The sequence below is a fragment of the Chryseobacterium camelliae genome, from assembly GCF_030818575.1.
GTDB lineage: Bacteria > Bacteroidota > Bacteroidia > Flavobacteriales > Weeksellaceae > Chryseobacterium > Chryseobacterium camelliae_A.
In genome coordinates, this window is the sequence record NZ_JAUTAL010000001.1 from 3364450 (window position 1) to 3385916 (window position 21467).

16 protein-coding genes and 1 pseudogene are annotated in these 21467 nt (G+C 42.0%); 6 read left to right on the plus strand and 11 right to left on the minus strand.

The genetic code is table 11. The features are described 5' to 3' along the window. The first annotated feature begins 57 nt into the window (after positions 1-57). The 3 genes from ccoG to QE404_RS15395 are packed head-to-tail and all read left to right on the plus strand — an operon-like array spanning position 58 to position 2732. The gene (gene ccoG, locus QE404_RS15385) at positions 58-1512 is read left to right on the plus strand and encodes a cytochrome c oxidase accessory protein CcoG (protein WP_307453985.1); all 1455 of its coding nucleotides are present in this window, start codon (positions 58-60) and stop codon (positions 1510-1512) included. Positions 1513-1521: 9 nt separating this feature from the next. Then, entirely contained in the window at positions 1522-1974 is a 453-nt protein-coding gene (locus QE404_RS15390) for a FixH family protein (RefSeq protein WP_307451934.1), read from the plus strand. Beyond that, entirely contained in the window at positions 1965-2732 is a 768-nt protein-coding gene (locus tag QE404_RS15395; protein WP_307451936.1) for a sulfite exporter TauE/SafE family protein, read from the plus strand. The genes QE404_RS15390 and QE404_RS15395 overlap by 10 nt, the downstream gene beginning before the upstream one ends. A gap of 79 nt (positions 2733-2811) precedes the next feature. Here QE404_RS15395 and serS read toward each other — a convergent pair whose 3' ends face one another. From serS to QE404_RS15440, 9 genes and pseudogenes are all read right to left on the minus strand, one after another. Continuing rightward, complete coding sequence (serS, locus tag QE404_RS15400) at positions 2812-4080, minus strand: serine--tRNA ligase (RefSeq protein ID WP_307451938.1); 1269 nt, start codon at positions 4078-4080, stop codon at positions 2812-2814. A gap of 62 nt (positions 4081-4142) precedes the next feature. After that, a complete protein-coding gene (locus QE404_RS15405; RefSeq protein WP_307451940.1) occupies positions 4143-4643 on the minus strand; it encodes a hypothetical protein in 501 nt (166 codons plus the stop codon). Positions 4644-4667: 24 nt separating this feature from the next. After that, a complete protein-coding gene (locus QE404_RS15410) occupies positions 4668-5921 on the minus strand; it encodes a polysaccharide biosynthesis C-terminal domain-containing protein (protein WP_307451942.1) in 1254 nt (417 codons plus the stop codon). Further along, on the minus strand, positions 5918-7051 hold the full coding sequence (locus QE404_RS15415; RefSeq protein WP_307451944.1) for a glycosyltransferase: 1134 nt from the start codon (positions 7049-7051) through the stop codon (positions 5918-5920). Before QE404_RS15415 ends, QE404_RS15410 begins: the two co-directional genes overlap by 4 nt. Positions 7052-7158: 107 nt before the next feature. Next, positions 7159-7647: a hypothetical protein gene (locus QE404_RS15420; protein ID WP_307451946.1), complete on the minus strand. Its 489-nt coding sequence runs from the start codon at positions 7645-7647 to the stop codon at positions 7159-7161. Positions 7648-7751: 104 nt separating this feature from the next. Beyond that, a complete protein-coding gene (locus tag QE404_RS15425) occupies positions 7752-8537 on the minus strand; it encodes a (Fe-S)-binding protein (protein ID WP_307451948.1) in 786 nt (261 codons plus the stop codon). Positions 8538-8625: 88 nt separating this feature from the next. Then, a pseudogene (locus tag QE404_RS15430) lies at positions 8626-9955 on the minus strand (4Fe-4S dicluster domain-containing protein). A gap of 14 nt (positions 9956-9969) precedes the next feature. Then, positions 9970-10917: an MlaD family protein gene (locus QE404_RS15435; protein WP_307451952.1), complete on the minus strand. Its 948-nt coding sequence runs from the start codon at positions 10915-10917 to the stop codon at positions 9970-9972. 128 nt (positions 10918-11045) lie between these two features. Beyond that, positions 11046-13199 (minus strand): SurA N-terminal domain-containing protein, encoded by a 2154-nt coding sequence (locus QE404_RS15440; RefSeq protein WP_307451953.1) that lies wholly within the window; start codon positions 13197-13199, stop codon positions 11046-11048. A gap of 259 nt (positions 13200-13458) precedes the next feature. On the opposite strand from QE404_RS15440, the gene lon reads away from it, so the two are divergent. Together lon and QE404_RS15450 are read left to right on the plus strand one after the other, a co-directional pair. After that, the gene (gene lon, locus QE404_RS15445; RefSeq protein WP_307451955.1) at positions 13459-15864 is read left to right on the plus strand and encodes an endopeptidase La; all 2406 of its coding nucleotides are present in this window, start codon (positions 13459-13461) and stop codon (positions 15862-15864) included. A gap of 164 nt (positions 15865-16028) precedes the next feature. Further along, positions 16029-17141 carry an AI-2E family transporter gene (locus QE404_RS15450; protein WP_307451957.1) on the plus strand — a complete coding sequence of 371 codons (1113 nt, stop codon included), beginning with the start codon at positions 16029-16031 and terminating at the stop codon, positions 17139-17141. 240 nt (positions 17142-17381) lie between these two features. On the opposite strand, the gene QE404_RS15455 is transcribed toward QE404_RS15450, so the two are convergent. Further along, the gene (locus QE404_RS15455; protein ID WP_307451959.1) at positions 17382-18740 is read right to left on the minus strand and encodes an acyl-CoA dehydrogenase family protein; all 1359 of its coding nucleotides are present in this window, start codon (positions 18738-18740) and stop codon (positions 17382-17384) included. A gap of 204 nt (positions 18741-18944) precedes the next feature. Here QE404_RS15455 and QE404_RS15460 point away from each other — a divergent pair, with 204 nt between their 5' ends. Continuing rightward, positions 18945-19856 carry a DUF4349 domain-containing protein gene (locus QE404_RS15460; protein WP_307451961.1) on the plus strand — a complete coding sequence of 304 codons (912 nt, stop codon included), beginning with the start codon at positions 18945-18947 and terminating at the stop codon, positions 19854-19856. Between the two features lie 83 nt (positions 19857-19939). On the opposite strand, the gene QE404_RS15465 is transcribed toward QE404_RS15460, so the two are convergent. Next, complete coding sequence (locus QE404_RS15465) at positions 19940-21370, minus strand: glycoside hydrolase family 125 protein (RefSeq protein ID WP_307451963.1); 1431 nt, start codon at positions 21368-21370, stop codon at positions 19940-19942. Positions 21371-21467 lie beyond the last annotated feature (97 nt).

Below are 21467 nucleotides of genomic sequence, written 5' to 3' on the forward strand. Positions count from 1 at the left end.
TAGAAGAAAAAATAGTAACAAATTATGTTTTTTCATTTTTAAATAGAGTATAAAAACATGTCAAACATAGAAGAAGTAGAAGTACGCGGCGGACAGGGCCAGGTTCTGGACCCTGAGACATATAGGGATTCTATAGGAACTATGGAACAATCCGGAAAGAGGAAATGGGTCTTTCCGCGGAAACCGAAAGGTAAATTTACCAACTATAGAAATATCGTAAGCTATGTATTATTAGCGGTCTATTTTGCTACCCCGTTCATCAGTATCAACGGAAACCCGTTTCTGTTATTTGATGTCATAGACCGTGAATTTTATATTTTCGGACAGCCTTTCTATCCACAGGACTTTTTCATCCTTACGTTAGGTGCTATTGCATCCCTGATATTCATCATTGTATTTACGATTGCTTTCGGGAGAATTTTCTGCGGGTGGATATGCCCTCAGACAATTTTTCTGGAATTTATTTTCCGGAAAATAGAATATGTGATTGAAGGGGACAGAAACAAGCAGATGAAACTTGACAGGCAGGAATGGAACGGCGAAAAGATCTGGAAGCGCAGCCTTAAATGGAGCATTTATGTGATCATTTCACTCATCATAACGCATTTCATGTTCATGTATATTGTGGGCTACCGTGAAGTGTTCAGAATTGTTTCCGAAGGGCCTTTTGCCCATCCGACCAATTTTATTGTGATGGTCCTATTCTCAGCAGCATTTTATTTTGTCTTCGCATGGTTCAGGGAGCAGGTGTGTACGCTGGTATGCCCTTACGGAAGACTGCAGGGTGTGCTGATCGACAAAGATACCATCAATGTGTTCTATGATTTCAACCGTGGAGAAAACAGGGCGAAATGGAGGAAAGGAGAAGACAGGAAAGCTGCCGGGAAAGGAGACTGTATCGACTGTCATCAGTGTGTGGTGGTTTGTCCTACCGGGATTGATATCAGGGACGGACAGCAGCTGGAATGCGTGAACTGTACCGCCTGTATTGATGCCTGTGATGAAGTCATGGAAAAAGTAGGATTACCGAAAGGCCTGATCCGCTACGCTTCGGAAAATGAAATTGAAAATAAGACCTCCTTCCAATTTACCGGCAGGATGAAAGGCTTTACCATTATTCTCATCTTCCTGATGGGATTCCTGGGATACCTGCTGTATAACAGGGGAGAAATGGAAGCCAAGTTCATCAAGCCTGCAGGAAGCACCTTTTTTGTAAGGGACGGTAAAATTACCAATACCTATAACTATACATTCCTCAATAAGACGAATGACAAAAAAATAGTAACGGTAAAGGTCATTGAACCTGCACATGGTGAAATCACGTACAGTGCCTCAAGCAAAATACAGGTGGACCGGGATAAAATATCCAAAGGAACCATTAATATCAGCTTTCCGGAAAGCGAAATGAAGCTGTCCAAACAGAATATTACCATCGGTGTCTATGATATGAAAGGTAAGCTGATCGACTCTTACCAGACGTATTTTGAAGGACCTTTTAAATTGCAATTTTAAGTTTTAGAAATGAAAAATTTTAGTTGGGGCCACGGTGTGGTAATCGCACTGGCAGCCTTTATAATCTTTATACTTTCCATGATGTTCCTGTTCCCTAACGGCCAGAAAAATTCCGAAATGGTAACAGATAACTATTACGAGGAAGAGTTGAAATACCAGGATGTGATTGATGCCAAGAAGAGAGCGGATCAACTGGAGGAAAAACCACAGTATACACAGAACGCAGGCGGTATTACCATATCTTTCCCAAAAGATTACAATAATTCCAATACCTCCGTTAAATTTGTTTTGAACAGAACAGATGACCAGAACCTGGATGTAAAGAAATCTGTACAGCTGAATCCGTCACAGTCCTTTACAATCCCGGCGCAGGTACTGAAACCGGGGAATTACACCCTGAGACTGATGTGGACTAAAGATAAGACAGACTACCGGATGGACTTTGATGTGATATGGAAATAGCACTTATAGTATCGGCCATTGGATTGGGATTCGCTTCAGGTTTCCACTGTGTGGGAATGTGCGGACCCATTGCACTGTCGATGGGCTTAACGAAGAAACAGGCCACCAATTTCTACCTGCAGAACCTCACCTATCAGTTCGGTCGTATTTTTACGTATGCTCTGCTGGGTGCTGTCCTGGGAATCATCGGTGAAGGATTTGAAATGGCAGGCATACAGCAGTATCTGACCATTGCTGTGGGCATCCTGCTGATTGTCATGGCTGTCTTTTCTTTTGGAGGAAAGGATTTTGCCTCAAGGATCCCATTCTTTTCAAAATTTTTATTCTCTGTAAAATCGAATCTCGGAAGACTGCTTCAAAAAGCAGACTACCGTTCCAGATTTACAACCGGTATCCTGAATGGGTTCCTTCCTTGCGGAATGGTCTACATGGCACTCACTGCAAGCCTTGCCAGTGGCGGGATATGGCAGGGAGCCGTTTATATGGCCTTATTCGGATTGGGAACACTTCCGTTCATGTTCGCGGTAGTTCTGGTCGGAAACCTGATGAATCAGGCATTCAGGATTAAAGTCCTGAAAGCGGTTCCCATCGTGATGATTATACTGGGTGGGTTATTTATTGTACGAGGCCTGGAACTGGGAATTCCGTACATTTCTCCCCGGGCTGAAGCCATGACGGTTTCAAAGGATAATCAGGGGGATTGTCATCTGCCTGGAGACCATAGTACGCATAATCATAGTGGCACGAATTGCCATTAAGAAATATATTATAGTTTATAACAACCCCCATTGTAAATACAACGGGGGTTTATTTCTTTCAATAAATTGACGAATATTTTTAACTGATCAAATCAAATCTCGCGTATTCAGCGACTTTTTTCGGAAGCCTGATGCCTTCTGCCGTCTGATTGTTTTCCAGCAAAGCGGCCATAATCCTTGGCAGTGCCATAGCTGAGCCGTTCAGGGTATGTACCAGCTGAGATTTCCCGTCGGCCTTGTACCGGCATTTCAGACGATTGGCCTGGAACGTTTCAAAATTGGAAACGGAGCTTACTTCAAGCCACTTCTCCTGGGCTGCACTCCAGACTTCAAAGTCATAGGTCATAGCAGAAGCAAAACCTGTATCGCCTCCGCAAAGCCTTAACACTCTGTAAGGCAACTCAAGGTCTGTCAGGATTTCCTTGATATGTTCTACCATTTCCTCAAGGACAGCATAGGAATTTTCAGGCTTTTCGATCCTTACAATCTCCACCTTTTCAAACTGGTGAAGACGGTTCAGTCCCCGTACATGGGCTCCGTAGCTTCCCGCTTCCCGTCTGTAGCACTGGGAAAAAGCCGTATTTTTTATCGGAAGGTCTTTTTCATCCAGCAATACATCCCTATAGAGGTTGGTTACCGGAACTTCCGCTGTAGGAATGAGGTAAAGGTCATCCTGACCGATATGGTACATCTGCCCTTCCTTATCCGGCAGCTGTCCTGTTCCGTATCCGGATGCTTCGTTCACTACGTGGGGCGGATTGACCTCCATATATCCCTTTTCGATATTTTTATCGAGGAAATACTGGACAAGAGCCCGCTGCAACCTGGCCCCTTTCCCGAGGTATACGGGAAATCCTGCGCCAGCAATTTTTACCCCCAGCTCAAAATCGATGAGATTGTATTTCTTGGCCAGTTCCCAGTGCGGAATGGCACCTTCTCCCAATCCTTCAACATCATGAGACTGATAAATAATTTCATTATCATCGGCAGATGCCCCATTTTTCACCAGCTCATAAGGAATATTAGGAATCTGATATAAGATATTCAGTAAAGCCTGTTCTTTGATCTCCAACTGGGACTGCAATTCTTTACTCGACTCTTTGTACTGTGCGGTTTTAGATTTCGCGGATTCAGCTTCTTCTTTTTTCCCTTCTTTCATTAAAAGACCGATTTCTTTGGAGATCTTGTTGATCTCGGAAAGCTGGGAATCCAGTTCAAACTGAACTTTTTTTCTTTCATCGTCAGTAGCGATCGCTTCATCTACCAACTCAAGATTCTTGAATTGTCTTTTTTTAAGACCTTCTAAAACGCGTTCTTTATTGTCGCGCAAAAAATTAACCTGTAACATTGTGTTGAGATGTTAAATATTAGAAATTAGCTTTTTTAGAGCTAATCATTTGCAAATGTACTTTATTTTATGATAGTAACCACGTTGGGAGATCCTGGCTGCTTGGTAAATTTAAGGTTTTTGTTGTAATAGACTTTCGAGACTTCAAAGACTGAGGGAGTCCAGCGATACTGGATTTCAAGGGTGTCATTGATGGTATCTGTTACATTATTCTGTGTCCTTCTTAAAGCCAGAGCAATTCTGGAGTGATAGGTCCTGTTGTCCGGACTCACCGAATCCAGCGTGATCCGTCTTGCTCCTGCAATATACTCGATATAATACAGGGAGTCAGCAGTTACCTTAAGCGTATTGTTTACCGGCGCATTATCTATGGTCCCAAATAGGTCGGTCATTGTATATCCAGAAAAAGAACCGTTTTTCTTGGCATTCAGTAAATCCTGCCCTGCACTGTTTTTAATATAAATATCCAGGATCTGATCAATATTCTGGATAGAGTCTTCGTCACTCCTGCAACTCAGAAGTGCGAAAAGGACCAGTGCTGTACCGAAGAAGACGTTTCTCATCCCAACAAAGATAAAACTTAAGTTTTATTTCTTCAAGAATTTATTCACTAATATCCGTATTTCCGCCCTGGAAAGAATAAAATCGCTGAAGTAAAATGGAGTTTCCTGATAAAATCTCCAGAACAGCAGAGATGAGGAAAGACAGTAGGAAACAGAGGTAATGATGCAGGCCCCCGCAATCCCCCACCGCGGAATAATAATGAAAGAGGAAACCAGAGTAAAGATAAGCCCTATTAGTGATTTCATATTTAAGATCCGCAATTTGTTAATCCCGGCAAAATAGTATCCGATGATATTGCTGACTGCAATAGCCATAATACCTGGAGCCAGCAGCAGCGTAATTTTCTTGACCTGTGAAAAATCTTTTCCGAAGATCAGGGCGTACCAATGAGACGGAACCAAAAGAATGATGGTGATAAACAATAAAGTGACCAGGAAACTGATTCTCATCGACACTTTAGCCTTCTGGATAGCCGTATCCGAATTGCTACTGTTAACCACATCAGCGTATAAGATCACCGAAAGGCTCCTGCTGACCGTCCATATAGCCTCTGAAAACGCTACGCCGACAGAAAATACGCCTACACTCATCATGCCCCGGAAATATTCCAAGAAATAAAAGGACAACCGGTTATTCAGGAACTGAAAAAAAGCGCTCAGTTGTGTTTTCCAGCCATAATTGAACAAAGAATTCAATACAGGACCGGAGACAGAAAATTTTGGCAGTGGCCTGCCCTTCATGATTTGATAGAGACTGGCAAAGAACAGCACGCTGTAGCAGACGATCTGGGCTAAAAAATAAGCAGAAACCGAAGTGAAGCCAATCCCATACACAAGGAGAGCAATAAAAGCAATATGAACCGCCTGTTGCAGGATCGTATATACATTAAACATCCTGATGTTCTTCTGACCTACAAACAGATTGACATTGGCCGCCAGCAGCGATGACGAAACTGACAGGCCGGTAAGATATCCTAAATGCACGGTATTTTTCGTAAAGGCGAACAGCAGCGGCATGGTAATCCCAATCAGCAAAGACCAGGCATAGGCATACAGCAGGATCTCTTCCGTTTTGTACTTGGGCGCAAAATAAGTGATGCTGCTGCCTACGAAAATACTCGCAAAAAAACTGATCACCGTTAAGTCGGCAATGACAATAGAGATCACCCCTTTTCCTTCACTGCCCCAAACATTCGTGGAATAGACCACCAGCCCAAAATTCAGTATCAGAATTAAGAAGCGGGAAACAAACGTTTTCAGGAGGGTTGCATGTTTCATTTGAGCATTGATTGTTTTACGAAATCCACAAATGAATTTTTAATGGTAGCCCAGTTGTACTGTTCTTCAAATACAGCTCTTGCCCCATGCGCATGCGCCTTATAAAGTGTCGGGTTATCTATATAAGTTATGATTTTTTCAGCTATAGCATCCGCATCTTCAGGATCAACCAGAAATCCGAACCTTGAAATATCCACAAACCGCCGTGTTGCCTTAAGATCACTGTAGATCACCGGTTTGCCGGAAGCAGCATAATAGAATATCTTGATTGGAAGACAATGATGGTTTTCAAAATTGATCTCCCTGAGATCAAAGCAGATATCCGCTTCCGAATATGCTTCGGTAAAAGTCTCAAAAGAGGCCGGCTTGCGGATGCTGATGTCTTGCCATTGGTATTTCTTGAGGAGAGTTTCAAAATAGGCCTGATCTTTTTCTGTCCGGGCACCGCCAATGATCAGTATGGAGATCTGCAGCCCGGGCCTAAGCTTCCGAAGGCGGTCAACCGCATTAAAAAAGTTCCCTATTCCCTTTTCTTCTGAGATCTGCCCCGTGTAACACAGCTTTATTTTACCGGCTTCAGGTTGCCTGATACTTGTATAAATATATTGGTCGTCCGGGAAATAAGGAAGAATAATGCTTTTTTTAAACGGAAAGCAGTAAGCCAGAGGAAACCGTTTGGTTTTTTCACCAAATATAAAATGCGTGCTGAGATACCCGGCATACAGCTGGATCATCAGGAATTTAAGCGTATGAAATATCTTCAGGAAAAAAGAATATTCCCGGACCATTCTCATTGACGGGTACCACTCGGTAATATCATAAATGAGGCTGGTTCTATGCCTTTTCCGATACTCTTTAACCGCAATAATCGCGAGAGGCTCTGATCCGATGATGCAATCCGGACGAAAAGTATTGCAGACCTCCTTAAATAGCCTGGTTTTTTCATCTGAGCTTTGATCCAGCACCGGATAGGATTCAATTTCAATTCCGTCAATACAGCCCTGATATTCCGAACTGAGGCTACAGATTTTCACATCATATCCCCTGCTTTTCAGTTCTTTTGCCTGGTGGTATAAAATCCGGTCGTCATTGTACCGGTGGGCTGTGGTTAAAAAAAGTATTCTGGGCATGTGTTAATCTTATCAAAGCAGGGTAAGCGGTCAGATTCCATGCAAATATACTAAAACGAAAAAAGTGGAACTCCTTCCACTTTTTTATTTTATACTGATGATGATCTTTATTGTATCGAAGCAGCCCAGCTTTTATCAAAAGGCAGTAAAAAATTACTCAGGAATTCCAGATAGGTATTTTTTGAAAAATCAAAAACTTCAATATTCCTGGAAATCTCCCCGCTTCTTATTTTAGATTTAAAATCCTGTAGTTTCAAAGTTTTCACCTCTCCGTTTTCTACGTAGCTTGCTTTCATACGGTCAAAAAGTCCCAGTTGGTACTCACCGTCAATTTCCCTCATTAGTTTTCCCAAGGCGTCTATGCTGCAGCCTGAAGCCAGTTCTTTTTCTTCATCTACACAGATGACAATAAACTGGTTCTTCTCTATTTTAAAAGAGGAACTCAGCGGTTTCCCGTGAGCAGCCCAGGTGGCCAGGAAATCAAACAGTTTCTCCGTAATGGTTTTGGCTTCTTTGGTGCTGAAAGGCCTGGATGCAGGATATATGATGATTCTGTAGTCGTTGGTTTCTACAATGCTGGATTCTTCAATTTTCATTTCCAATATTTTAAAGTATAAATTTATGAATTATTCATGACAAAAGAAAAAGAACCCGGGAAATTCCGGGTTCTCATTCATTCTGTACGTTATTTAATCAAATCTTATAAATCTTCTGCTTCAGCCAGAAGTTCTACAATATCTTTTACGGCTACTTCCGTATTTTTGTTAAAGTGTTTCACTCCATCGGTAAGCATGGTATTGCAAAACGGGCATCCGGTAGCAATCACTTTCGGCTCGAACGACAGTGCTTCTTCAGTTCTTTCGATATTGATGTCTTTGCTGCCTTTTTCAGGCTCCTTAAACATCTGTGCTCCTCCGGCTCCGCAGCAAAGTCCGTTGCTTCGGCAACGCTTCATTTCTACCAATTCGGCATCCAATTTTTCAAGAAGCATCCTGGGAGCTTCATATTCGTTATTGGCACGGCCAAGGTAACAAGGATCATGGAATGTGATTTTTTTACCTTTGAAAGATCCGCCTTCAATCTTCAGCCTTCCCTCTTCCATAAGATTTTTCAGGAACTGGGTATGGTGAAGAACTTCATAATGTCCGCCCAAGCTCGGGTATTCATTCTTAAGGGTATTAAAACAGTGCGGGCATGCCGTAACAATCTTTTTGATTTCGTAGGCATTCAGTACCTCAATATTGGTAAGCGCCATCATCTGGAATACAAATTCGTTACCGGCTCTCTTGGCAGGATCTCCTGTACAGCTTTCTTCCTGCCCGAGTACCCCGAATTCAACCCCGATTTTATTCAGGATCTTGCAAAATGCACGGGTAATCTTTTTGGCACGGTCATCAAAACTTCCTGCGCATCCCACCCAGAACAAAACTTCCGGTGACTTCCCTTCGGCAGCATATTCTGCCATTGTTTTTATATTGAAATCCATTTTTTTTCTCAATTTGAAAATGTATGAATTTGAAAATTTGAAAATACAAGTGATTAATTTTCAAATTTTCAGATTTCGTAATTGATTCTTAATCCTTTGCCCAGTTCAGACGGTCTGCCTGATTATACTGCCATGGTGCGGCGTTATTTTCTACGTTGGCCATCATCAGGTTAAGCTCCTGTGGTGCCGCAGACTGCTCCATCACCAGGAACCTTCTCATATCAAAGATAATGGAAAGCGGATCCAGCAATACAGGACAGGCTTCCGTACAGGCATTGCAGGTAGTGCAGGCCCAAAGTTCCTCTTTGGTAATATAGTCATTAAGCAACTTCTTCCCGTCGTCTACAAATTTGCCGTTTGCATCTATATTCTTACCTACTTCTTCCAGGCGGTCCCTGGTCTTCATGAGGATTAATCTCGGAGATAATTTTTTGCCGGTAATGTTGGCCGGACAAACCGAGGTGCATCTTCCGCATTCTGTACAGGAATAGGCATTGAGTAACTGGACCTGGTTAAGATCAAATACATCTTCTGCCCCAAACTTTGATGGTGCCGCCGCTTCATCTCCTTCCGCAGGTGCGGCGTATGGATCAGCATTCGGGTCCATCATCAGTTTTATTTCTTTCGTTACGGATTCAAGATTATTGAATTTCCCTTTTTTCTCCAGGTTAGCATACCATGTGCTTGGAAAAGCCAGGATGATATGAAGATGTTTTGAATAATACAGATAATTCATAAAGAAAAGGATCCCGACAAAATGGAACCACCATGCCGCTCTTTCTGAAAAGAATAAAAAGCGGTCTCCGAAATTGCTGAAAATAGGTGCAAAAATATTAGCACTAACCGGGAAACTTCCATGTTCTGCCAGTAACCCTCGTTGCTGCAAAACCCAATCTGAGGTGTTCATGGTAAAGAAAGCCACCATTAAAGCAAATTCAATGATTAGAATCCAGTTGGCATCCTGTTTCGGCCATCCGAAGAGTTCTTTCATGTTCAGCCTTTTTTACTCCGTAGAAATTCCTGCGGATGAAAAAGATAACCACTCCTATAACTACAAGCAGTGCCAGAATCTCTAAAGTTGCTGTAAAGAAATTATATACATTGTGACCCATTATAGACGCGAGGAACCTATGGGTCCCGAAAAGTCCGTCTACAACGATTTCAATCAGTTCAAAATTAATGATAATAAATCCAACATAAACAAACAGGTGCAGGACACCGGCAACAGGACGTTTAACCATCTTGCTCTGTCCCATGGCAACCCGCGCCATGGTAGCCCAACGCTCGTCTTTTCTGTCGCTGCGATTGATGGCCCTTCCTAACGTAATGTTCCTGTATATTTTCTGCAAACTTTTGGCAAACAATCCAAAGCCTGCTACCAGCAAAATGAGGAAAACAATATTATCAATATACTGCATGGTTACCTATTCGTTTATTTACTGTTCTTCCCGAATACCGAGAAGTTTACATATTTTTTCGGATTCGCTTTCAGGTCCTCAATGAGCAGATTCAGATTATTGGAAGCCGCATTCAGATTATTGTACAGCTGGTCATCTTTCATGATTTTACCTAAACTTCCCTGTCCGTTATCGATACCTGTAATTACCTGGTTCAGTTTTCCTACTGTGGTATCAAGATCGGCAATGGTAGCATTCAGCTTTTGGGTATCGATGCTTTCTGCTAAGGTACCGTACTTATCCAAAGTAACTTTTCCGCTTTGCATGGTAAGGCTCGCATCATCCAGAACCTTTTGCAGTTTAGGATCATTGTGCCCGACCAACGAGTTGATACTTCCGGCGGTCGTTTGCAGTGCAGCTACTGTTTTGTTAAGGTTAGCCAGCAATAACCTGATTTCCTCCCTGTTTTGGGCATTCACAACCTGGTTGGCACTGGACATAAGAGAATCTACACGGTACAGCACGGTCTGGAGCTGATCTTTTACCGGTCCTACCTGAGAAGAAAGGCTTCCCAGCGTTCCCAGTTTGAATGCACCTCTGAGCGTGTCGCCATCTTTTGCCGTTGCGCCTCCATAAGCGAGATTAACTCTCATTTCTTTTCCGGACATCAAACCCGGTTCAAAGATTTCAAGAGTAGAATTTTTTGAGAATTCAAAATTATTGTCAATGGTAATTTTTACGATAAAATCAATTTTACCGTCTTTGGAAGTCTGAGGAATGATCTTATCCACCTGACCCACTTTAAGACCATTGATTGAAACGGGCGAAGACTGCGCCAGCCCTTCCACATTATTGTATTTTGCGTAAAATATATTGTCGGTAGTAAAAAGGCTCCTGCCCTTCATAAACTGAAATAATACGACAAAGCCAACAATGGCTAAGAGCGTAATTAAACCTGCCTTTAATTCTTTACTGAACTTCACTTGCTAAATTTTTCTTATGAGCAAATATAGCACATTTTAAATTAATGTTTTTCTGTATTGCCCTGTGTTAAACCACAAAAAAAGTGGCAAAAATTCTGCCACTTTTCTATAGGTATGTAAATTTATTTTTATTGTTGCTGAGAACCCAGTTTATTCCAGATTTCGATTCTGTAATCTTTGATATCAGCATTGTCCTGAAGACTCTTTAACCAAGCCTGTCCAAACATTCCTGCATTTCTCTGTGTAATGGTTTCCGTAAACTGCTTCAGGTCTCCCGGCTGCTTGTTTACAGTCTCATTCTTTTTAAGAACAACATAAACCCCTGTTCCTCCTTCAACCGGCTTGGAAAGTTTTCCTTTCGCAACACCGAAGGCAGCTCCTGCCACTTTAGGTTCCATAGCTCCTGCCACTGAAGGGTTCAGAAGATTTACCTGAGCAGATTGTTTTGTTACAGAGAACAATTTGGCAATCTGATCCAGGTTTGAAGCTTTAGCTGCATTGATCTTTTCAGAAATCTGTTTTGCAGCCAGCTTGTTTTTCACAATTACCTCGATCTGGTCTCTTACAGACTCAGGATCTGCAGTTCCTTTTTCCTGGATACCGTTCAGGTAAACCACGATCTTATCTCCGGTACCATCTACGGTAAAGAACTCGGTATCTCCTTTAGACCTTTTCTTATCAAATGCCCAGGCTAGAATTTCTGCATCTTTATCGGTTCCTAAACCTTGCAGTTGTCCGTCAAACCTTTTAGCAGATTTAGGATTGGAGAACTGGTAATTGCCTTTTTTAGCAATATTCACGAAATCATTGAATGATTTGCCCTGCACTTGCTGGATGAATCTTCTTGCTTTTTTATCGGTATCAGCTTCTGTAGCGTCAGAAGGCTTCACTGCTTTTACCAGGTTGGCTACTTTATAGGCCATAGCGCCCGGTTTTTTATCTTCGATATTGATGACATGATATCCGTACTGAGTTTCTACCACACCTGTTGCTCCTTTAGGGTTGTTCGCCAGATAATGTAAGAATTCAGGCACAAAAGGTGTTTCAGGAGTTGTCCATCCAAGGCTTCCTCCCTGCGCAGCAGAGTTAGGGTCACTGGATAATTTAAGGAATTCCGTGAACCTGGCAGGGTTAGCCTTTACGATTGCCCCGATAGAATCCGCTAATTTTTTAGCCTGTTCTTTGGTTCTGGTCACTCCCTCTCCTGCAGGACTTCCTTTGAAGGCAATCAGGATATGTCTGGATAAAGTGGAGTCTGAAGTTTTCTTATCGATAAGCTTGGACACCACATAGAAATTCTGCTCTTTGTAAGGACCGAAAGTCTGGCCGATAGCTGCCGTGGTGATAGGCCCCTGGATTGTCTGAGGCAGTTGATCAGGCTTAAAATACTGGTTAGTAAACGGCATATCTGAATTGGCCATTACAAACAGTGAATCATTCGTCGTATTCTGGAAATTCTCCTTACCACCGCTCGCATCTGTACCTCCTGAGAACAATTTGGTAATTTCCTTCTGAGCTGCTGCGTCATCTGCCGCACTTGGCTTAGAAGGGAAATAAACGATCCCAAGATTTCTGCTGGCTTCTGTTTTGAACATTACAGGATGTTGCTTGATGTAGTCTGCAAGATCTGCTGTAGTTACTTTGATATTGTTTTTCTGAAGATAAGTAGCATAATCGATTTTTACAAAGTCGATATCTGCCAGCTGATCTCTTTCTTTCATCAGCTCTTCAGCTTCTTTTTTTCCGGTGGTGATCCCTGTGGAAACATTGGCAAATACCTGTCTTGCCATCAGCCTGTATTCAATAGACTTTCTGGTTTTCAGCCACTGGTTGTATGCCTCTGGATTCGTTGCCTTGATGTCCTCGATCTGTTTTTTAAGCTCCTGCGTCTTAAAGTTTCCTTTTTCATCAAACAGCTGCTTGTTCTGAGCAAACATCTGATCATACTGGATCTGGTTCCAGAAATAATCGTCTGTCATTTCAAAGCCCAACTTCTCAAACTGCTGCTTGATAAGCTTAGACTGCACCAGCAATTGCCACGCCTGCTCTTCAAGACCGTTCTTAGGCTGGCCCTGTTGTTCTGCCTGCTGCTGAAGCACGAAAAGCTGATCATTAAACTCTTCGCGGGTGATCTTATCGCCATTTACTTTTCCTAAAACATCAGGATTTTTACCAAAAACCTTATCGATGCTGTCCGGGTTCACCAGGAACGCTAAAAGCGCCAGTGCAATTACTCCCATCAAAAGCCAAGGTCTGTTCCTAATCTGTCCTAAAATTGCCATTATATAAATTATAGTTTTTTATCAGTTTGCGAAAATACACATTTTTAAGAAATTACAGAAATCTGAAACCTTTTTTTAATTTTTAAAATCCAAATAATGCAAAAAAGGAAATTTTGGCCGTAATTTCCACGAAAAAACAAATGGCATAAGTCTTGTGCGTTCTTATCCCCAACGGCATATGATGTGTTTTTCAGGGATGTTGCCGCCGCCGTACTTAACGATTTAAAAATGGAAATGACAATTTGTCATTCAATAACCTATGACAGAATTTGAAGATATAAGTTTAGAAGAAATGATCAATGACGGATTTGATATTGTAGCAGAAGAAATCAATCTTTCCGATTTTTCGGAAACGGATCAGGACTCCGAACAAAAAATATTCCCCATCCTGCCGGTAAGAAACATGGTGATGTTCCCCAATGTGGTCATTCCCATTACGGCCGGAAGAAAAAATTCAATACAGCTGCTGGAAGAGGCTCAGACAAGCGGTAGCCTGATCGGTATTGTAAGCCAGAAAAATTCGGATGTGGAACAGCCACATGAAAAAGACATTTTTCAGGTGGGCACAATGGCAAAGATCATTAAGATCATCAAGCTTCCCGAAGGGAATATTACGGCTATTACAAAAGGGTTTTACCGTTTCAAAATCAGGAAAATGGTTGAGAAACAGCCTTATTTTAAAGCTGAAATTACACGTCTGAAAGATACAAAGGCTAAAAATACAGAGCAGTACGACGCATTGCTCGAAAATATCAAAGATCTCGCATTAAAGATCATAGAACTTGATCCAAACATTCCGAATGCGGCCAATTTTGCGATCAAGAATATCAATAATAATGATGATCTGCTTAATTTCATCTGTACTAATTCCAATTTCCCGTCATCTGAGAAACAGAAACTGCTGGAGGAGAAAAACCTCATGGAAAGGGCTAAAAAGTCCTATGAAATGATGCATGAAGATTTCAGGAAACTGGAGCTGAGAAACCAGATCCATCAGAAGACTTCCAAAGATCTTGATAAACAGCAGAGGGAGTATTTCCTTAACCAGCAGATCCGCACCATCCAGGAAGAACTGGGCGGCGGACCTGAAAACGATGCGGAAGAGCTGGTAAAAAAAGCCAGAGCCAAAACCTGGTCTCCGGAAGTGGAAGAACATTTCCAGAAAGAGATTGCCCGCCTTCAGCGCCAGAATCCCAATTCGCCGGATTATAATGTCCAGCGGAATTACCTTGATTTTTTCACCGACCTTCCGTGGGAAACGTATACGAAAGACCTTTTTGACATTGCCAAAGCGGAAAAGGTGCTGGATAAAGCCCACTTCGGACTTGAAGACATCAAAAAAAGAATCCTTGAGCACATGGCCGTGCTGAAGCTTAAAAATAACATGAAATCTCCTATCCTTCTGTTATCCGGGCCTCCGGGAGTAGGAAAAACATCTTTAGGGAAATCTGTTGCAGATGCTTTAGGGAGAAAATATGTCCGTCTTTCCTTAGGCGGCCTCCATGATGAAAGTGAAATCCGCGGGCACAGAAAAACCTATATCGGAGCAATGGCCGGCAGGATTTTACAGTCGATTAAGAAAGCCGGGACTTCCAATCCGGTTATTGTCCTGGATGAAATTGACAAAGTCGGGCAGGGAATTCACGGCGATCCAAGCTCTGCATTACTGGAAGTCCTTGACCCTGAACAGAATAAATCATTCTACGACAATTTCCTGGAAATGGGCTACGATCTGTCTAAGGTTATGTTCATCGCTACGGCCAACTCATTGTCTACGATCCAGACACCGCTTCTCGACCGTATGGAAATCATACAGATTGCCGGTTATACGCTAGAGGAGAAAATTGAAATTGCAAAAAGGCACCTCATTAAGAAACAGCAACAGGAAAACGGACTTGATGTTAAATCATTCAAGCTGGGTTACGATGAACTGAAACATATTATTGAAGCGCACACTTCAGAAAGCGGGGTAAGAACCCTGGAGAAAAGGATTGCTGCCATAGCACGCTGGGTAGCACTGCAGACTGCACTCCTCAAGGATTACAATCCTAAAATCTCAATTGATAAGATTGACGGAATCCTGGGTGTTCCCCGACCGAAAAGCCTGTCGGAAATCACGGGTGTTCCCGGTGTCGTTACCGGACTTGCCTGGACAAGTGTAGGCGGTGATATCTTATATATCGAGAGTATCCTGAGCAACGGAAAGGGAAATCTTACCATGACCGGGAATCTTGGAACCGTAATGAAGGAATCTGCCACGATTGCGCTTGAATACATTAAGGCAAGGCATGAAGACCTGGGCATCCCACAAGATGACCTGGATAAGACAAACATCCACGTACACGTTCCTGAAGGTGCCACTCCAAAAGATGGCCCTTCTGCAGGAATTGCCATGCTGACCTCTATGGTTTCTTCTTATAAAAATAAAAAGGTAAAACCACATCTGGCCATGACCGGTGAGATTACGCTGAGAGGTAAAGTACTTCCCGTAGGCGGAATTAAAGAAAAGCTTCTGGCTGCTACAAGGGCGGGAATACAGGACGTGATTCTGTGCGATGCCAACAGGAAAGATGTGGAAGAAATTAAAAAAGATTACCTTAGAAACCTGAAAGTCCATTACGTAAGCCGGATGGAAGAAGTAATTGAAATTGCCATTGAGCAGTAATTGGGTGATCAAATTTCACTTTGATCAATGATGATAATAGGGTTAAAGACCCTGTATTGTGTAATTTATTACAATAATGATCATTTTAACGATATTTTTTTTAAAACCTCATCTGTATATGATGAGGTTTTTCTTATTTTTATGTAGCAAAATCACAATCGGATATGAATTATTTTAAACTTCCTTTTCTCCTCAAGCTTACGCTTGTTGTCATCTCCATTATAGGCCTTGGATACCTTTTGGCTTTAGGGCAGAGCATCATCGCTCCATTTTTCCTTGCTTTTCTTATGGCCATGCTTTTTCTGCCTCTGGCAACCTTTTTGGAAAAAAGATTAAGGCTCCCAAGATCTTTATCAACGATGGCGGCTGTTTTATTGATGCTGATTATCCTTACGGGACTGATTTATTTTTTCGGGTCACAGCTTTCCAGTTTCAGCAAAGACCTTCCGCGCTTACGCATGCAATTCAACACCGTATTCAATGATCTTCAGCGTTGGGTTTCAAAGACATTCCATGTAAAAATCAAGGAACAGCTGGATTATATTGACCAGGGATTGAGCAAGTTGTTGTCCTCTTCAGGCGTTATTTTAGGATTTACGTTTGGGATATTCTCTACCGGCATAGGCTTTATCCTGTTCTTCATCCTGTTTTTCATCTTTATCCTGAACTACAGAAGGGTATTGAACAATTTCATTCTGACGGTCTTTAACGAGAAACACAAAGCCAGTGTACAGGAAGCCGTTACGGAAATCCGGATCATGACAAAGAAATATATCATTGGATTATGCCTTCAGATCATCATTGTTTCAACTTTAACAGGAATCGCACTTTCTATCATAGGAGTAAAATATGCGATCCTCCTGGCGGTTCTCACCGGATTACTGAATGTAATCCCTTATCTGGGTATTTTTATTTCGCTGTTTATTTCGTGCTTTATTGCTTTTGCTACAGGAACACCTTCCACATGTATCTACGTAGTTATCGGCTATATCGTGGTGCATATCATTGACGGAAACATTATCCTGCCATTCGTAGTGGGCTCTAAGGTAAAAATCAATGCTTTGTTTTCATTTCTGGGAATTCTTGTCGGCGAACATCTCTGGGGAATTGCAGGAATGTTTCTGTGCATTCCGGCTATTGCCATCCTTAAAATTATATTTGAAAAAATTGAAGGGCTGCAGCCTTGGGGAAAATTACTGGGAGAGGATGAGAAGCCTGATAAGAAGAAAAAGACCTATAAGATATCAAAGAATATCACATTAAAGGAGATGGATTGAGGGGATTTAAGAGTAAACGGTCAATTCACTAAGCTCGTCAATTTATTTCCTATATTAATTAGTTAATCTTTGTATCGATAAAATATCCTGACCTTTACAACTTATATATGTTATATATGATCACAAAAAAGCCTTCCGAAGAAGGCTTTTTGTATAATTCATTCCGGATGAAATTATCATTCACAAGCATAGCGAATTGATCATTCACGATCGCTTATTCGCTTCAACACCTGTTCTTCTCTACACAAATGCACTGAATCCGGTAATAGACCTTCCTACAATCAGCGAGTTGATTTCTTTGGTTCCTTCATAAGAGTAAATCGCTTCGGCATCTGCAACAAATCTTGCTACATCATACTCCAGCAGGATCCCGTTTCCTCCCAGGACCTCTCGTGCCCTGGAAACGATATCCCTGGTCCTCAGCGTACAGAATACTTTTGCCAATGAAGCGTGTTCATCTTTTAGAATCCCCTCATCCTGCATCTCAGAAAGCCTGAATACCATGGTCTGCATTGCCGTAAGATTGGATAGCATTTCCACAAGATGGCCCTGTATCATCTGAAAAGAGGCGATCGGTTTCCCGAACTGTTCTCTTTTGCGGGTATAGTCCAGAGCGCTTTCATAAGCACCTCTTGCACAGCCTGTAGCCATCCATGCTACGCCTGCCCTGGTCATTCGCAGTACCTTTCCTGTATCCTTAAATGAATTGGCATGTTGTAATCGGTTTTCTTCCGTTACCAGGCAGTCTTTTAAGGTGATCAATCCATTCTGCACGATTCTCAATGCCATCTTACCTTTGATTTTTTCCACGGAATAGCCCGGATTATCTTTTTCAATAATAAACCCTTTCACTTCTCCGTCATCAAGGTCTCTGGCCCAGATGATAACCAGGTCTGCAAAGGTTGCGTTACCAATCCATTTTTTCTGTCCGTTCAGTATCCATCCTTCCGGAGTCTTCTTACAGGTAACAGTTAATCCGCCTGCTGCACCGGAACCTACTTCAGGCTCAGTAAGTCCGAATGCCCCGATTTTCTCAAACTTCTGCATCTGTGGAAGCCATTTCTGTTTCTGTTCTTCAGATCCGCAGATATAGATAGAGCCCATTGCTAATCCTGACTGCACACCAAAAAAGGTTGCTATGGAAGCATCTACTCTTGCCATTTCCATCGCAATCACCCCTTCCATAAGGAAAGGCATTCCCGGGCAGCCATATCCTTCATAGGTCACCCCGCAGATATCCAGCTTCTGGAATTTCGGGATCAGCTCATGGGGAAATTCATCCCTTAGCCAGTAATGGTTTACCAGAGGTTTTACCTCTTTTTCCATGAAAGCCCTTACTTTCAGCTGGATTTCCCTTTGTTCCGGCGTTAGCGTATGGTAGATATCATAGAAGTCACCATCGATAGGCGGAAGTTCTTTTTTCTTTTTATTGGGATCGAGCATTTTCATAAGTCCGCTGAGCTGCTTATCATCCAGCTTGGAGAAATTCTCCATCAGCTTCGGCAGATTTACTTTTTGTGAAATGGTACTCAGCTGGTCGAAATCTATAGTCCGGAATAATTCTATTGCGTTTCTGATTTTTGAAAAGGTATTTGACATAATAAATGGATTGTGTTTGATTCCTAAAAGGTAGCAAAAATTAATCCGAAAACCAATGCCTACCTCATACTACGTTTTACAAAACCCTTAATATCAAACCATTGAACCGGAATTTCTTTTTACAAAGCTTTTGCCTTTGATTTTCAATCTTTACAAACGATTCACCCTGAACTTTGGAAAAGACAAACCTTAAAAATCAACATTATGAAAACCATTTGCATTCAACTATCGCTGGCTTCTGTTCTGCTATTAGGCTTATATTCCTGTAAAAAGGGAGAAGCAGCCCGCAAAGATTATGAAGCTTCCGCCACAGCAGACTCTGCAGCCGCTGTTACTTCCGACAGCATATCTTCGGTAGCAACCATGAAAGTAAAGGATAAGCAGTTCGTAAAAACCGCAGACGTGAATATGGAAGTGCAGGATGTATATGAAACCACCATCTCCATAGAAAAAACCGTTCAGGATATGGGCGGATTTGTAACCAACAGCAACTTGCAGAGCTCAGTATTATCCGAAGAAACCTACAATACGTCCGACAAGGATGCCATGCTCGTTAAAAAATACCAGACGGAAAATTCAATGAAGGTACGTATTCCGACTGCTAACCTCGGAGAATTCCTTACGCTGATCAACACGAAAAAACTGTTCCTGAATTCAAGAACGATCAGTGCGGAAGATGTTACAGCGGAAATACAGTATGCTGCTCTTGAAAGAAAAAGAATGAAGACCACTGCTGATCATATTTCCGAACTCAAAAGCAGCAAGGACAAAGTGAAGCTCAGTGACGAGAATATGTCTGAGGATAATATGCAGCAACTAGCTAATATGGATATTACAGACCGCCTCAAATACAGCACCGTTGACATTTTCATCAGAGAGCCCAAGCTCCGGGTTTCGGAAATCGCGGTTACCAATACAACCCATATTGACAATAAATACAGGATCAGTTTTATATACAGCATGAAAAATGCTTTTGCCGAAGGTTGCTATCTGATCCAGAAAATCATTGTATTGCTGATGACCATCTGGCCGCTGTGGGTTATCGCTTTACTTATTTTTGTCTTCATAAAAAGAAGAAAGCCAGCGAGGAAAATTCAAAAAACGATCTCTGAGTAAATTTTCGTTCGGATCTCATCAATTACGTTATTCCCATAACCTTCAGAAAAAACCTGAAGGTTATAGCGGCATCTGATATAATTTCAGAATTTCATGCGCAGCAGACCCGGCCTGGTTTTATAAAGATGAAGGATCAGTTCGCCGAACAGAGTGTTGGCCCAGGCAAACCAAGACCTCGTAAAATTTCCGGGATCGTTCACGTCAAAAGATTCATGGATGAAGCCGGTTCCGGCATGTGTGGCTTTTAATGTTTTCAGGCAATAGATGATCTCATCCTCCTGGTCTGTGGTCAGGGCCTGCATAATCAGGCCTAAAGGCCATATTTTATGTTCACCTATGTGAGGACCTCCGATCCCCTTTGCAAATTTTCCTGTACTGAACCAGGGATTGGCATTACTCAGAGAAAACTTCCTCGTATTCCTGTATACTTCATCTTCCCCGGAAGCATATCCTAAATAAGGAATTGACAGCAGGTTGGGTACATTGGCATCATCCATGAACAGGGCATTTCCGAAGCCATCTATCTCCAGGGCGTAAATACTGCCTGCTTCAGGATGTTTCAAAATTCCATATTTACGGATTGCTGCATCAACTTCATTTGCGAGGTCCATACAGTCTTTTGCCATAGACCGGTCCTTAAAAACGTCATTGAAGATTTCTGCGGTCTGCCTGAGGGACACGACTGCAAACATATTGGAAGAAATAAGAAACGGATAAAAGGTAGCATCATCGGAAGGCCGGAACATAGAATGGATCAACCCTATCTTTTGGGTTGGATTTCCATATCCGCCGGCAAATTGTGTATCCAGAGGATTCCCGTCAGCCCTCTGGAAGTGGTACGGCCCTTTCGAATTTTTTCTCTGCTGCTCCCTAAACGTCTGTACAATCAGACCCATAGCTCTTTTCCAATCTTCATCCAATACAGAGGCATCTCCGGTTACTTTCCAGTAATGATAGGACAGCCGCATAACATAGCATAAAGAATCCACTTCCCACTTTCGTTCATGGATGCCGGGTTTCATTTCGGTGCGGTCATCTTTCCATTCGCTGATTTTACTTGGATCATCATAAAAAGCATTGGCGTAAGGATCCAGCAGCACGAATTCAATCTGTTTATTGATGACACCTTTCAAAAGGTTTTTCAGTTTTTCATCTTCATTGGCAAGGTTCAGGTAAGGAAATACCTGCGCTGAAGAATCCCGGAGCCACATCGCATCTATATCACCGGTAATGACAAAGGTATATGGCTTAGTGTTTTTATGGTAAAAGGTGACAGTGGTATCCAGTGTATTCGGAAAACAATTCTCAAACATCCAGGCCAGCTCCGGATCGGCAATCACTTTCTTTACAGAACGTATCGTTTTCTCCACCTCTTTTGAGATGAATTTTCTTTTGCCGACTTCCGGTCTGCGGGAAATAAAATCCTGTGGTGATAAAAACTTTACAGAACCTGGTAATAAGGAATATCCTAAGCCTATTCCGGACTTTTTGATAAAACTTCTTCTATTAAGCATGGTTACAGATGAATATTGATTAAAATTAACCATTTAAAATTATCCGCTAAAATTTTTCATCCGTTCAATTTTCCGTAAATTTGCATTTTAATTTCAA